The organism is Brevundimonas sp. UBA4553 (assembly GCF_002387245.1).
Lineage (GTDB): Bacteria > Pseudomonadota > Alphaproteobacteria > Caulobacterales > Caulobacteraceae > Brevundimonas.
Genome location: NZ_DGLD01000017.1, coordinates 32,681 through 46,872 on the forward strand (window position 1 = coordinate 32,681; position 14,192 = coordinate 46,872).

The following is a 14,192-nucleotide window of genomic DNA, read 5'->3' on the forward strand; positions in this document are numbered from 1 at the left end:
AAGGGGAGAAGGATTTAGTCGGCGCGGAAGACCTGGCCGCCCTTCATCACGAAGCGGACGCGCTGCAACTCCGTCACGTCGCTCAGGGGGTCGCCCGAGACCGCGATCAGGTCGGCGGGCATGCCCGGCGCCAAGCGTCCGGCCTCGTTGGCGATCTTCAGATGCTCGGCGGCGCCCACGGTGGCGGACTGGATGGCCTCCAGCGGGGTAAGCCCCGCGCGCACCAGCAGGGCGAACTCGCCGGCGTTGTCGCCATGGGCCGAAACGCCGGAGTCGGTGCCAAAGGCGATGCGGACCCCGCCAAGGTGGGCGCGGCGCACCATGTCCAGCATCTTGGGACCAGCCTCCAGCGCCTTGGCCGTCTGGGCGGGCGTGAAGAAGTTTTCGGGGCTGGCGGCCACCCGCGCCACATAGTCCCCGGCCATCAGGGTGGGGACCAGCCAGGCGTTGTGCGCCTTGAACAGCCGCATGGACTCGTCGTCCAGATAGGTGCCGTGCTCGATGGAATCGCCGCCCGCCTTCAGGAAGGCGTTGATGCCGTCGACGCCGTGGGCGTGGGCCGTGACCTGGCGCCCCATGCGGTGAGCCGAGGCGACGATCGCGGCCAGTTCGTCTTCGCTGAACTGCTGGGCGAGACCCGCCGCCGTATTCGACAGGACGCCGCCGGTGGCGGTGATCTTGATGATGTCGGCCCCGCTGCGGACCTGCAGCCGAACGGCGCGCATGCAGTCCTCGGCCCCCGAGCAGACGCTTTCCGGCGAGAGGACGTGCATGACGTCCTCGCGATAACCGTTGATGTCGCCGTGGCCGCCGTGCACCGACACGGCCGAGCCGGCCGCGATGATCCGCGGTCCCGGCACGTCGCCGCGCCGCACCGCGTCACGCAGGGCGAAGATGGCCTCGTTGCTGGCGCCCAGATCGGCGACGGTGGTGAAGCCGGCGTTGAGGGTGCGGCGGGCGTATCGGGCGCCGACCATGGCCTGGGTTGCGTTCGACTCCGTGACGCTCTCCAGCCGCCCGTTGGGGTTCTGTTGCCCCGTAAGATGAACATGGCTGTCGATCAGGCCGGGCAGGACAAAGGCGCCGCGAAGATCGACCACCCGCCCCTCACCGACGAAGCCGTCGCGGATTTCCACGACTTGGTTCCCTCTGATCACGAGAGTTTTATCTCGAAGCACCTGGCCGCTGGCCGGATCGGCCAGAAGTCGCCCCACTTGGACGAACGTGGTCGGCTGTTCCGCCGAAATCGCAGCGACCGCGGGGGCTTGCTGCGCCTGCGCCGAAGTGGCGGCCAGAACGGCTACGGTCACAATCAGAGCCAGTTTCTTCATCGGTCCCTCCCAGAACATCAGCGATCACCTTAGACGCTCGTCGCCTTTCGCCAAGGCTCAGGTTGCGTCGTTACGGGGCTTTATGAAACAAGCCGGTTCAGTTGTTTAATCGTGCGAGGGGCGTCGCATGCGGCTTTCCAGACGTGGCTTGATCTTGGGCGGTTCGGCCCTGTTGGCGGGATGTTCCTCCGCCGCTTCCACCGTTCAGCTCGCCGGCGCTGCGCCTGCCAGCCTTCCGATCGCTCCGGTCCCGACCGTGACGCCGCAGCCCGTTTCCGTGGCCCAGGCGACCGGCCCGGTCATCGATCCGCACGGCGTCGTCCGCAAGGACCTGATGGAGCGCGCCCGCGCCGCGCTCGACACCCACGGTCACAAGATCTCGAAGCGCGACCGGATGTATCTGGTCGATTTCCAGAAGTTCTCGGGCGAGGACCGCCTCTACGAAGTCGATCTGGAAGGCGGCTGGGTCACGGCCTACCGTACCAGCCACGGTCGCGGCTCGGACCCGGCGCATTCGGGCTTCGCCCAGCGCTTCTCGAACCAGATGGATAGCCATATGTCGTCCATCGGGGCCTACGCCACCGCCGGCGCCAGCTGGGGCTCGCAGCAAGGTCCGAACGTCCTGCTGGACGGACTGGAGTATTCCAACGACCGGGCGCGAGAGCGCGCCATCATCATCCACGGGGCCGACTACGCCGACCCGGCCTTCCTGGCCCGCGAAGGCAAGCTGGGCCGGTCCTACGGCTGCTTCTCGGTGTCCCACGCTGATCTGGTCCCCCTGCGCGAGCGCATGGGCGACGGCCGGCTGCTGTTCGCCATGACCTGATCGGCCGACTGGAGCCTAACGCGGCTCCAGCGCCCGCCAGCCGATGTCGGTGCGATGGAAGCCGCCCGGCCAGTCGATCTTCGCAATCGCCTCATAGGCCCGCGCACGCGCCTCGGCGATGTCGGCGCCATGGGCGCAGACGTTCAGCACGCGCCCGCCGGCCGCGACCAGGGTCCCGTCGTCGCGCTTTTTCGTCCCCGCGTGGAAGACCTGGACGTGGGGACCGAAGTCCTGATCGGCCCCGCGAATGACCGAGCCCTCCAGCGGGCTGTCGGGATAGCCCTTGGCCGCCAGAACCACGGTGATGACCACGCCGTCCTTGAAGCGGGGCGTCGGAGCCTTGGTCAGATCGCCGCGCGCGCAGGCCAGCAACAGGGGCACGATGTCGCCGTCGAAGCGCATCATCAGCACCTGGCATTCGGGGTCGCCGAAGCGGGCGTTGAACTCGACCACCTTGGGGCCTTCGCTCGTCGCCATCAGACCGGCGTAGAGAACGCCGCGATAGGGCGCGCCCTCGGCGGCCATCATGCGGATGGTCGGCTGGACCACGCGCTCATCGGCCTGCTGCACCAGTTCCGGGGTGAAGACCGGCGCCGGCGAATAGGCGCCCATGCCGCCGGTGTTCGGCCCCATGTCGCCGTCGAAGGCGCGCTTGTGGTCCTGCGCCCCGCCGAACAGGACGGCGCGCTGACCGTCGCACAGGGCGAAGAGGGAGCCCTCCTCGCCGTCCATGAACTCCTCGATGACGACGCGTGACCCCGCCGAGCCAAACCGCCCGCCCAGCATCCGCTCGATCTCGGCCTCGGCGTCGGCCTTGTCCGGGCTGATGGCCACGCCCTTGCCGGCCGCCAGACCGTCGGCCTTGATGACATAAGGGGCGGCATAGTTGTTCAGGGCCGCCTTGGCCTCGGCCACGTCCTCATAGACGCCGTAGCCCGCCGTCGGGATGCCGTGACGTTGCAGGAAGGCCTTGGAGAAGGCTTTTGACGTTTCCAGCTGCGCCGCCTTGGCCGTCGGACCGAAGCAGGGGACACCCGCTGCATTCAGTCGGTCGGCCAGGCCCTCGGCCAGCGCTGACTCCGGCCCGACCACGACCAGATCGGCCTTCATCTCGCGCGCCAGCGCGGCCAGCCCCTCGGCGTCCGTGGCCTTGAACTCGGGCCGCAGTTCGGCGTGTTTCGCCATGCCGGGGTTGCCGGGCGCGACGACGAGCCGCGTGACCAGCGGCGACTGGGCGATCTTCCAGGCCAGGGCGTGTTCACGCCCTCCGGATCCGACGAGCAGAATGTTCATGCCTGGCGAAATGACCGGCCCAGCCGCCGCGGTCAAGCGGCAGAGAAGGTTACTGCGCGGGCGGCGTCCAGCGCGGCAGGGCCGCCAACTGCTCGGCCGTCAGGTCCGTGGTGAGGTCCTTGTCGGCGCCGTTGTTGCGCGCCAGGCCGCGAACCTGATCGACCGGCACCTGCACCTTCACGTCGCCGGGGCCTTCGAGTTCGATCACTACATGGGTCAGCGTTCCGGAGGCGTCGAGCACCAGGGATTCGACATCGCCCAGATCAGTATTGCTGGCGGACAGCAGATCGGCGTCTTCCAGTTGCTTGCGAGACATGCCGAAGGCCAGGGCCGCATCCGCCGTGGCGGCGTCGGCGCGGGTCTCGGTCACCTGCGCGGGCTGGGCGCCCGGGGCCGGGGCCTGAACCACGTCATCGGTGCGGTTGTCCCCGCAGGCGGCGAGCATCAGAACAGCGGCGGAGGCGGCGGTCAGGGCGTAGAGCTTCATGATGTTTCCTTCTTCAGAACAGGGCGGACGCGACATAGATCACCGCCCCCAGCAACAGGATGACGCCGATCACCAGCCAGGGGCTGACCGACGGCGCATTGCTTCGCCGCGACAGCTCCTGCTCTCGCGGCGCGCGATCGGCGGGATCGGTTCCGGGGGGATCGGCGGGGTCCATGGCGGAGCTAACGAGGCCGCGCGCGCCCCGTTCCCGCCTGCGACAACACAGGCTAAGGTCGCAGCATGATCTCCGACGACGACTATGCTTTCGAAGGCCCCGCCGAGGCGCCGGCCGCCGCGCGCGACAACAATCCGCCCCTGTCGATCTCGGAACTCAGCTTCGCCCTGAAGCGGACGCTGGAGGATCGCTTCGGCCATGTGCGGCTGCGCGGCGAGATCTCCAAGGTGAACCGCCATGCCTCGGGTCACGTCTATCTGACGCTGAAGGACGACAAGGCGGCCATCGACGGCGTCATCTGGAAGGGCGTGGTCAAGGGCCTTGGCGCCCAGCCGGAAAGCGGCCTTGAAGTCATCGTCACCGGCAAGATCACGTCCTATCCGGCCCGGTCGTCCTATCAGATCGTCATCGAGAGCATGGAGCCGGCGGGCGCGGGCGCGCTGTTGGCTCAACTGGAACGCCTGAAGGCGCGCCTGCGCGACGAGGGTTTGTTCGAGGCATCGCGCAAGAAGCCCCTGCCGACCTTCCCGGCGACCATCGGCGTGATCACCAGCCCGACCGGAGCCGTGATCCGCGACATCCTGCACCGCATCGCCGAGCGCTGGCCCTGCCGGGTCATCGTCTGGCCGGTGGTGGTTCAGGGCGACGCCGCCTGCGGTCAGGTGTCGAACGCCATCCGCGGCTTCGACCGGATGACGCCTGACGGACCGATCCCGCGTCCCGATCTGCTGATCGTCGCGCGCGGCGGCGGCTCGGTGGAGGACCTGTGGTGCTTCAATGACGAAGGCCTGGCCCGCACCGTGGCCGAGGCTCGCATTCCCATCATCTCGGCCGTGGGGCACGAGACCGACACCACCCTGATCGACTTCGTTTCCGACCGGCGCGCTCCGACCCCGACCGGCGCCGCCGAGATCGCCACCCCGGTTCTGGCCGACCTGCGCTGGGCCCTGAGCGATCTGGAGGCGCGTCTGGCCCGGTCGGGCTCGCGTCTGCTGGAAGATCGCCGCAACCGTCTACGCGCCGCCGCCCGCGGCCTGCCCGCCCGGCCCGAGGACCTGCTGGCCCTGCCGCAGCAACGCCTCGACCATGCCGCCAGCCGCCTGGGTTCCGGCCTGCACCGCAACGTCGCCGTGCATGAGCGCCAGTTGGCCGTTGTCGGCGGGCGCCTCTCCAAGGGCTTGCTGGATCGCGCCATCGAACGGCGTGGCGACCGCCTGGCCGCCTATGCCGACCGCTTCGGCCCGGCGATGAAGCGGCGACTGGACCGCGACGAGACCCGGCTGGCCGCCCTGTCGCGGGCGCTGGGCACGCTGGACCCCAAACGGCCCAAGCCTGGTTTCGCCCGCATCGAGGACGAGGGCGGGGCGATGATCGCCTCGGCTGCGGCCCTGTCACCGGGCCAGACGGTGCGAATCGTCTTCGGCGACGGAGCCAGGGGCGCGACCATCGACGGAGACGGCGCCGCGCCCCGGCCCATGGCCTCGCCCGCGCCCAAACCCGCACCCCGTCCGAAGCCCCCGACAGCTGGACAGGGCGACCTGTTCTAGGAACAGGAGCGCGCCTTCTCCGTCACGACTTCGTCTTCTTTGAGATGACAGCGATTCGCCCCTCGTCTCTCGGCGCGAGCCATGTCATTCATCGCGTCATGACGACGTCTGCGGCCCCCGTATCCCCGACCCCCGCCACGCTGCACTACGGCGACGGCGAGTTCGCCGTTCTGCGGCCCGGCGCCTATGTGACCTGCGCCGTCAGCGGCGTGCCGATTCCCTTGGCGGCTCTGCGCTACTGGTCGGTCGAACGCCAGGAAGCCTACGCCAGTTCGCTCGAATTCATGGCCGCCGCCCGCGACGCCTGACGTCGGTATCCCGTTCCGCCTCGGCGCGCCGTCGCGCCTGTTATCGCGTCCTGTTCGCCATGCCCGCCCTGCAATCGCTCGACATCCTTCTGGCCGACGACAACCCGAATATGAGGGCCATCGTATCCGCCATGCTCAAGTCCGTAGGCGTGGGACGGGTCCGCGAAGTGGATGACGGGGCCGCCGCGCTTGAAGCGCTGAGGGCGTCTCCGGCCGACATGGCCATCGTGGATTTCCGGATGCTGCCGGTGGACGGCGTGACCTTCACCCAGTTGATCCGCACGGCGGAGGACAGTCCCAATCCCTATCTGCCGATCATCATGATGACGGGCCATTCGGAGCGTCGCCGGGTCACCGAAGCCCGCGACGCCGGCGTCACCGAATTCGTGACCAAGCCGGTGAACGCCCATGCGCTGCTTTCGCGCATCGAATCCGTGATCATGCGGCCGCGCGTCTTTATCCGAAGCGGCGGCTATTTCGGCCCTGATCGTCGTCGCTCCTCGCCGGACGACTACGCCGGACCGTTCCGACGCGCCGGTGATGCGGTGATCGACTAGACCTCGCCGGCCCTCAGCGCATCATAGACCTTGGGCGGCCAGCGCTTGTGGACCCAGAACCAGTCCACCGGATGCTCCTTCACCCGCTCCTCGACGAAGCGGTTGACGGCCTGGATCCCGGCCAGGACGTCGGCGGCCTTGTCGCCCGTGTCAGGCACGGCGATCGGCTCATGCGCCGTCACCCGGAAGCGCACGCCCGGCAGGCGCGTCACCGACAGCGGCTGCATCACCGTGCCGAACTTCAGCGCCAGCCTTGCAGCACCCGGCGAGGCGTTGACCGGCTGGCCGAAGAACTCGACCTCCGGCCCCTGGCTGTATTTCTGGTCGACCAGCAGGGCGATGGACTCGCCGCGCTTCATGCCCGCCATCAGCTCGCGCGTGCCGTCGCCCTTGGGCGCGAACAGCTTGATGCCGTAACGCTCGCGGCTCTGACGGATCAGGGCGTCGACATAGGGGTTGTTGGCCGCGCGATAGGTCACCTGGCACGGCACGCCGGCCGCCATGATGACCGCCGCCATGACCTCGAAATTGGCCAGATGGCCCGAGACCAGAACCACGGGCCTGCCGCTGTCGCGGATGGCGTGCAGTCGCTCCAGGCCGACGACGTCGATGCGTCCGCTCTCGGGCGTCAGGCGATCCATCACGGCCAGTTCGGCGAAGGTGCGGCCGGTCTGCTCCCACTGGTCGATCGCCAGACGGTCGCGCTCGGCAGGGTCCATGTCGGGGAAGGCGATGCGCAGGTTGCGCGTGACCGTCTTGTGCGTGCCGGTCAGGGGGCCCAGCGTCCGCAGCAACGTGCCGCCGAAACCGGACGCCCGCTCGACGCCCAGCGCCCGCAGAACGGCGAACAGACCAGAGAAGGCGGCCGCCTGCAGTCGCCAGTTCAGGTCCTGCCAGAGTCCGACCTTGTTTTCGTCTTCACCAGGCAATCGTCAGTCCGCCGTCCACCACAAGAGTCTGACCGGTCACATAGGCCGAGGCAGGGCTGCACAGATAGACCGCCGTGCCCGCGATTTCATCAGGCTGGCCGATCCTTTTCAGCGGAGCCGGCTCCGTCACCGTCTTCAGCAACTCCGGGTTCTCCCACAGGTATTTGGCGAAGTCGGTCTGGACCAGGCCCGGCGCGATGCAGTTCACGCGCACGTTCGATGGGCCGTATTCCACCGCCAGGTTGCGCGCCAGCTGCATGTCGGCGGCCTTGGAGATGTTGTAGGCGCCGATCAGGGCGTTGCCGCGCAGGCCCCCGATCGAGGAGATGATCAGGATCGCCCCGTCCTTGCGCTCCAGCATCTGCGGCGCGACCATCTGGATCAGCCAGTGGTTGGAGATGACGTTGTTCTGAAGGATCTTCTCGAACTGGTCGTCGGCGATGCCCGCCATCGGCCCGGCATAGGGATTGGTCGCGGCGTTGCAGACCAGGATGTCGATCTGGCCGAAGGCGGCGTTGGTCTCGTCCGTCAGACGCTGCAGGTCTTCCTTGGAGGCGATGTTGGCGGGGATGGCGATGGCGCGACCCGCGCCGTGCTTCTCATTGATGGCGGCGGCGACCTCCTCGCAGGGTCCGGCCTTGCGCGAGGAGATGACGACGCGGGCGCCGTGTTCGGCCAGACGCTCCGCGATGGCCTTGCCGATGCCCTTGGATGAGCCGGTGATGACCGCGACCTTGCCGCTCAGATCGAACAATTCCACGCCTAAACCTCCCATTTGGTCGGATTTCTGTGTCCGAACCCTAGCCGTTACCTCTAGTTACCCTGATACTTGGCCGATTCCATACGGGAAAGGCGGCTCAACACCGGTCCCATGCGCAAGATTACGGGCGGATTTCTGTTCTTCGGCTACCTGTTCCTGTCCCTGACCATCGGGGCGGCGATCTGGCGCGCCGGTATGGGCGCAGGCGCCGGCGCGACCGGCGTGCTGGGCGCCTTGGGCGTCCTAGTCGCCCTGCACGCCGTCGTCGCGGGGGTTCTGGATCGACGCGCCCTGCGCAAGGAGATCGCCAAGGTCCGCGAGGCGCACCGCCTGCTGGCCGATGCGATGGAGTCGACGCAAGGCGCCCTGACCGAACTGGCCGAGGCCATCGAGAGCGGCGCCCTGTCCAAGACCGAGGCCCTGACCGGCGAGGTGCGGATGCTGGAGGGCCTGGTCCAGCAGATGAGCGATTCGATCGACGAGCGACTGGCGACCTCGCCGATCACCGCCGACACCTATGAAGGTCGTCGTCAGGTGCAGTCGAACACCCTGCTCAAGACCGTCCACGACGCCCTGACGGAAAACCGCATCGACCTCTATCTGCAGCCGGTTGTGACCCTGCCGCAGCGCCGGACCGTCTTCTACGAGAGCTTCACCCGCCTGCGCGACCCGTCGAACCGGGTCATGATGCCGGCGGAGTACCTGTCGGTGGCCGAGGGCGAGGGCCTGCTGCCCGCCATCGACAACCTGCTGCTGTTCCGCTGCGCCCAGATCGTGCGCCGTCTGGCGCGTCAGGACCGCAAGGTCGGGGTCTTCTGCAACATCTCCCTGGCCTCGCTGGGCGACGAGACCTTCTTCCCGCAGTTCCTCGACTTCCTCAGCCAGAACCGCGACCTGAAGGACGCCCTGATTTTCGAACTGGGTCAGGCGACGTTCGAGGCGCGCGGTGCGTCCGAAGCGCGCAACATGGCCAAGCTGGCCGACCTGGGCTTCCGCTTCTCCATCGACAAGGTGCAGACGCTGGACCTGGACTTCGCCGACCTGCAACGCTCGGACGTCCGCTTCATCAAGGTGGCCGCCGACCTGCTGATCGAGCAACTGCTGGATCTGGACGGCGCCACGCCCCTGCCGACCCAGCCCGACATCCAGGCCGCCGACTTCGCCCCCCTGACCCGCCGCTACGGCCTCGAACTGATCGCCGAGAAGGTCGAGAGCGAGAAACAGGTCGTCGACATCCTGGAACTGGACGTCGGCATGGGCCAGGGCCACCTGTTCGGCGAGCCGCGCGCCATCAAGGAAGCCGTCCTGGCCGAGACCGACCCCCCGGTCGAGTTCGTCCGCTCGACGCTGAAGTCCGCCGAGCAGCGCCGCCGGTTCTAGGCCGCAGCCGAAAGCCGCCAGACGGATCGTCGCGACCGGCGTCTATAGCGGACATGACCGACGCCGCTTCTCCCTTGGACTGGACCCGCATCTCTGATGACCTGAACGCCCAGGGCTGGGCCGTGGTCGGTCCCCTGCTGACGCCCGCGACCTGCGAAACCCTTCAAGCCCTCTACGACGAGCCCGAGCGGTTCCGCAGCCGCATCGTCATGCAACGCCATGGCTTTGGTCAGGGCGAGTATCAGTATTTCGCCAACCCTCTGCCCGATCCCCTGCCCCGGCTGCGGGCGCGCCTCTATGAAGGTCTGGCCCCCATCGCCAACGGCTGGGCGGCGCGGCTGGAGCGGCCGGGCTTTCCCGACAGTCTGGACGAGTTGACCGCCCAATGCCGAGCGGCGGGCCAGACGCGGCCGACCTCGCTGATGCTGAGTTACGGCCCCGGCGACTACAACCGGCTGCATCAGGACCTCTACGGCGATCTGGTGTTCCCGCTGCAGGCGGCGATCCTGCTCAGCGATCCGGGCAAGTTCGAGGGCGGCGAGTTCGTCCTGGTCGAGCAGAAGCCCCGGTCGCAGTCACAGGCCCATGTCGTGCCGCTGAAACAGGGCGAGGCCGTGATCTTCGCCGTGCGCGAACGCCCTGTCGCCGGGACGCGCGGCGACTATCGTGTGCAGATGCGCCACGGGGTCAGCGCGGTGCGTGCGGGCCAGCGCATGACGCTGGGGCTGATTTTTCATGATGCGAGCTAGGATAAATCCGCTCATCCCCGCGGAGACGGGGATGAACGAGTGTTAGAGGTATCGCTCAAGAAAAGGCCCCTCCGCCGGAGCGAAGGGGCCTAACCTTTAAGCCTTCTGCGCGTCCAGCCAGCGGACGGCGTCGGCGTCGCGGGCCGACAGGTCGGGGAAGTCGGCGTCGGAGCCGACGTCCGGCACCCGGCGCCACGAGCGGGCGCACTTGGGATAGTCGGCCAGCTTGACCTCGACGGTGACGGCCTCGCCCCCGGCCACAAGCTCAGCGCCCGAGGTGCGGAAGACCTCGGCGGCGTCCAGACCCTCGAACGGGGCCAGCAGCTCAGCCGGGGCCTTAACCACCGGCCAGGCGTCCAGGGCGCCGCCGATCAGCTTGTCGCGACGCGCCGCTTCCAGCGCCTCGTTGACCACTTCCAGCACCGTGTTGACCCCGGCCCAACGCTCGGCCTCGGCGGGGTTGCGCCACTGGTCGGGCGTTTCCGGGATGATGCGGGCGCAGTTGGTGCCCGTTTCCGGGAAGCGCGTGGTCCAGGCCTCCTCCATGGTGAAGGGGGTCAGTGGGGCCAGCCAGGCGGTCAGGCGGCTGAAGACCTCGTCCATCACCGTGCGCACGGCGCGACGGCGGACGCTGTCGGTACGGTCGCAATAGAGGCTGTCCTTGCGCACGTCGAAATAGAGGGCCGACAGGTCGCCCGAGCAGAACTCCAGCACCGGCCGCACCACGTCCTGGAAGCGGTATTCTTCGTAGGCCTGGCGCACCTGACCATCCAGTTCGTGCAGACGGTGCAGTATGAACTGCTCCAACGGCGGCATCTGGTCATAGGGCAGGCGTTCGGCCTCGTCGAAGCCGTTCAGCGCGCCCAGCAGATAGCGGACCGTGTTGCGCAGCTTGCGATAGGCGTCGACGGTAGTTTGCAGGATCTGCTTGCCGATGCGCTGGTCGTCCGAATAGTCGACCAGAGCGACCCACAGACGCAGGATGTCGGCGCCCGACTCCTTGATGATGGTCAGGGGGTCGGTCGTATTGCCCCGCGACTTCGACATCTTCTCCCCGTTCTCGTCCAGGGTGAAGCCGTGGGTCAGGACGGCCTTGAACGGGGCGCGACCACGCGTGCCGCAGCCCTCCAGCAGCGACGACTGGAACCAGCCGCGGTGCTGGTCCGAGCCTTCCAGATAGAGGTCGGCGGGCCAATGCGACGGGCGGTCGCCAGCATAGCCATGCTCGGCCGTGCGCGGATCGAGCGTGAAGGCGTGGGTCGAGCCGGAGTCGAACCAGACGTCGAGGATGTCGGTGACCTTCTCGAAGCGCTCAGGATCGTGCGCGCCCAGGAAGTCGGCGTCAGGAGCCGAGAACCAGACGTCGGCGCCGCCCTCGGCCACGGCCTTGACGATGCGAGCGTCGACCTCGGGGTCGTGCAGGGGCTGGCCGGTCTGCTTGTCCACGAACATGGCCAGGGGCGTGCCCCAGGCGCGCTGACGGCTGATCAGCCAGTCGGGACGGCCCTCGACCATCGAACGGATGCGGTTCTTGCCCGCCGCCGGATGGAAGGCGGTGGCGTCGATAGCGGTCAGGGCGCGATCGCGCAGGGTGTTGTCGTCCTCCAGCGTCTCATCCATGCGGATGAACCACTGGGGCGTGTTGCGGAAGATGATGGGCGCCTTGGAGCGCCAGGAGTGCGGATAGGAGTGCTCCATCCGGCCGCGCGCCAGCAGGTTGCCGGCCTCGATCAGCTTGTCCATCACCGCGCCGTTGGCGGGACCGAACTTGCCGGTCTTCTTGCCCTCGGTCTCCAGCACCTTGAGGCCGGCGAACAGGGGGACGTGCTCGTAATAGGCACCGTCGGGATCGACCGTGTCCGGCACCTCGCGGTGGCCGTGGGCCAGCCAGACATTGTAGTCGTCCGCGCCGTGGCCGGGCGCGGTGTGGACGAAGCCGGTCCCTGCGTCGTCCGTGACGTGATCGCCGGCCAGCAGGGGCACGGAGAAGCCATAGCCGCTGTCCAGCGCCGCCAGCGGGTGGGCGCATTCCAGGCCCGACGGGTTGATGGCGTCGATGCGGGTGAAGCCGCTGATCTTGGCCGCCTTGAAAACGTCCTCAGCCAGCTTGTCGGCGATGATGAAGCGGTCGCCCGGCTTGGCCCAGGGCTCGTAGTCCAGGCCCTCTTCCAGGGCGGTGACCTCATACAGGCCATAGGCGATTTCGGGGCCGTAGCTGATGGCGCGGTTGGCCGGGATGGTCCAGGGCGTGGTCGTCCAGATCACCACGGACGGCGTGGCCGCGCGGAAGGACAGCAGGTCGTCCGGATGGCTGTCGGTCGCGCCGACCACCGGGAACTTGACCCAGATCGTGGGCGAGACGTGGTCGTGATACTCGACTTCTGCATCCGCCAAAGCCGTGCGCTCGACCGGCGACCACATCACCGGCTTGGAGCCGCGATAGAGCTGGCCCGAGTTCTTGAACTTGTGGAATTCGGCGACGATGGCCGCCTCGGACGTGAAGTCCATGGTGGCGTAGCGGTTGGCGAAGTCGCCGGTGATGCCCAGACGCAGGAACTGGTCGCGTTGCAGGTCGATGTACTTGCCGGCGTATTCGCGGCAGGCGGTGCGGAACTCTTCCTTCGACACCTCGTCCTTGCGACGGCCCTTGGCGCGGAACTGCTCTTCGATCTTCCACTCGATCGGCAGCCCGTGGCAGTCCCAGCCGGGGACGTAGTCGACGTCGTAGCCCAGCAGGAAACGCGAGCGGACCACGAAGTCCTTCAGCGTCTTGTTAAGGGCGTGGCCGATGTGGATGTCGCCGTTGGCGTAGGGCGGGCCGTCATGCAGGACGTAGAGCGGCGCCTTCTGGGCCTGACGCGTGGCGCGCAGATGGCCATAGAGGTCGCCCCACTGGGCCAGGATCTCCGGCTCCTTCTTCGGCAGCCCGCCCCGCATGGGGAAGGGCGTCTCGGGCAGGAAGACGGTGTCGCGATAGTCGCGGCCCGATGCATCGGCGGAGGTGTCGTTGGTGGCGTCGGCCATGGGGTAATCTTTGTCTTTAGCGCGGGCGCCGAAGAGGCGGCGCGGACGCAGTCTAGCGTGAAGGCCGTTGAACGGCATCGGCGATATTCGATCCCGACGTGCGCGGGGCTCTACGGCCCTGGCGCTACGCCGGGCGGCTAATCGAAATCGGACGGATCACGCGAACGGTCATGGTTGAAACGGTCTAGCAGACCGGGCGGCGCCTGCGCCATAGTCGATGCGAACAGACAGGAGGCGATCAGATGCGCGTTCAGGCGATCATGACGGCGGCGATTCTGACTCTGACGGCGGCGGCCTGTTCGCCCGCCGAGGAGAAGGCGCCTGCCCCGGCCGAGGCGCCGCTGAGCGGACGCGCGGCCGTCTATGCGGCAGGCGAGACGGACGCCGAGGCCTTCGCCCGCGCCCTCTACGCCGCCCCGCTCTCGGCGACACCGGATGATCCCGCGGCGGCGACGGTCAGCCCCGGCCGCGATCCGCTGTATTCGCGCACCATGAACGCCCTGATCGGCGTCGATTTCCGCGAAGCCCAATCGCGCGACGAGGTTCCCTATCTGAACTACGACCCCGTCTGCGCCTGCCAGGACGCCGACGGCTTCGCCCTGACTGCGCTGAAGATGACGCCCGACGGCGACAAGGCGGCCACGGCCGAGGTGACCTTCACCAACCACGGCCAGACGCACCAGCAGACCCTGAAACTGGCCAAGGAAGGCCCCATGTGGCGCATCGCCGACATCATCGACGCCAAGGGCAAGTCCCTGCACGACACCCTGATGGCGATCGCCGAGAAGGCCGGCGGCTGACCCCGGCAACCCCCTGCGGCACGCGA

At 67.9% G+C, this 14,192-nt stretch carries 14 protein-coding genes; 7 read left to right on the forward strand and 7 right to left on the reverse strand.

What is annotated here, in order from left to right; all coding sequences use genetic code 11:
• Positions 1-14: 14 nt before the first annotated feature.
• Entirely contained in the window at positions 15-1,331 is a 1,317-nt protein-coding gene (locus B4A39_RS11330) for a metal-dependent hydrolase family protein (protein WP_292036611.1), read from the reverse strand.
• A gap of 256 nt (positions 1,332-1,587) precedes the next feature.
• Here B4A39_RS11330 and B4A39_RS11335 point away from each other — a divergent pair, with 256 nt between their 5' ends.
• The gene (locus tag B4A39_RS11335; RefSeq protein WP_292036612.1) at positions 1,588-2,157 is read left to right on the forward strand and encodes a murein L,D-transpeptidase catalytic domain-containing protein; all 570 of its coding nucleotides are present in this window, start codon (positions 1,588-1,590) and stop codon (positions 2,155-2,157) included.
• A gap of 15 nt (positions 2,158-2,172) precedes the next feature.
• Here the strand turns inward: B4A39_RS11335 and purD are convergent, their stop codons facing one another.
• The 3 genes from purD to B4A39_RS11350 are packed head-to-tail and all read right to left on the reverse strand — an operon-like array spanning position 2,173 to position 4,112.
• Positions 2,173-3,450, reverse strand: coding sequence for a phosphoribosylamine--glycine ligase (purD, locus tag B4A39_RS11340; protein WP_292036613.1), 1,278 nt, complete (start codon positions 3,448-3,450; stop codon positions 2,173-2,175).
• Between the two features lie 49 nt (positions 3,451-3,499).
• Positions 3,500-3,937, reverse strand: a complete 438-nt coding sequence (locus B4A39_RS11345) for a hypothetical protein (protein WP_292036614.1) — start codon at positions 3,935-3,937, stop codon at positions 3,500-3,502.
• A gap of 13 nt (positions 3,938-3,950) precedes the next feature.
• Positions 3,951-4,112: a hypothetical protein gene (locus B4A39_RS11350; RefSeq protein WP_292036615.1), complete on the reverse strand. Its 162-nt coding sequence runs from the start codon at positions 4,110-4,112 to the stop codon at positions 3,951-3,953.
• A gap of 65 nt (positions 4,113-4,177) precedes the next feature.
• Here B4A39_RS11350 and xseA point away from each other — a divergent pair, with 65 nt between their 5' ends.
• The 3 genes from xseA (at position 4,178) to B4A39_RS11365 (ending at position 6,524) form a co-directional block, all read left to right on the forward strand.
• Positions 4,178-5,659 (forward strand): exodeoxyribonuclease VII large subunit, encoded by a 1,482-nt coding sequence (gene xseA, locus B4A39_RS11355; RefSeq protein WP_292036616.1) that lies wholly within the window; start codon positions 4,178-4,180, stop codon positions 5,657-5,659.
• Between the two features lie 98 nt (positions 5,660-5,757).
• Positions 5,758-5,967: a DUF2093 domain-containing protein gene (locus tag B4A39_RS11360; RefSeq protein ID WP_292036617.1), complete on the forward strand. Its 210-nt coding sequence runs from the start codon at positions 5,758-5,760 to the stop codon at positions 5,965-5,967.
• 59 nt (positions 5,968-6,026) lie between these two features.
• Positions 6,027-6,524, forward strand: a complete 498-nt coding sequence (locus tag B4A39_RS11365; RefSeq protein WP_292036618.1) for a response regulator — start codon at positions 6,027-6,029, stop codon at positions 6,522-6,524.
• Here B4A39_RS11365 and B4A39_RS11370 read toward each other — a convergent pair.
• Both B4A39_RS11370 and B4A39_RS11375 read right to left on the reverse strand, forming a co-directional pair.
• A complete protein-coding gene (locus tag B4A39_RS11370; RefSeq protein ID WP_292036619.1) occupies positions 6,521-7,453 on the reverse strand; it encodes a lysophospholipid acyltransferase family protein in 933 nt (310 codons plus the stop codon). The genes B4A39_RS11365 and B4A39_RS11370 overlap by 4 nt on opposite strands.
• Positions 7,443-8,213, reverse strand: coding sequence for an SDR family NAD(P)-dependent oxidoreductase (locus tag B4A39_RS11375; protein ID WP_292036620.1), 771 nt, complete (start codon positions 8,211-8,213; stop codon positions 7,443-7,445). The genes B4A39_RS11370 and B4A39_RS11375 overlap by 11 nt, the downstream gene beginning before the upstream one ends.
• A 111-nt stretch (positions 8,214-8,324) precedes the next feature.
• On the opposite strand from B4A39_RS11375, the gene B4A39_RS11380 reads away from it, so the two are divergent.
• Positions 8,325-9,593 (forward strand): EAL domain-containing protein, encoded by a 1,269-nt coding sequence (locus tag B4A39_RS11380; RefSeq protein WP_292036621.1) that lies wholly within the window; start codon positions 8,325-8,327, stop codon positions 9,591-9,593.
• 53 nt (positions 9,594-9,646) lie between these two features.
• Positions 9,647-10,342 carry a 2OG-Fe(II) oxygenase gene (locus B4A39_RS11385; RefSeq protein WP_292036622.1) on the forward strand — a complete coding sequence of 232 codons (696 nt, stop codon included), beginning with the start codon at positions 9,647-9,649 and terminating at the stop codon, positions 10,340-10,342.
• Between the two features lie 96 nt (positions 10,343-10,438).
• On the opposite strand, the gene ileS is transcribed toward B4A39_RS11385, so the two are convergent.
• On the reverse strand, positions 10,439-13,366 hold the full coding sequence (ileS, locus tag B4A39_RS11390) for an isoleucine--tRNA ligase (protein WP_292036623.1): 2,928 nt from the start codon (positions 13,364-13,366) through the stop codon (positions 10,439-10,441).
• Positions 13,367-13,608: 242 nt separating this feature from the next.
• On the opposite strand from ileS, the gene B4A39_RS11395 reads away from it, so the two are divergent.
• Positions 13,609-14,166, forward strand: coding sequence for a DUF3828 domain-containing protein (locus B4A39_RS11395; RefSeq protein WP_292036624.1), 558 nt, complete (start codon positions 13,609-13,611; stop codon positions 14,164-14,166).
• The last annotated feature ends 26 nt before the right edge of the window (positions 14,167-14,192 follow it).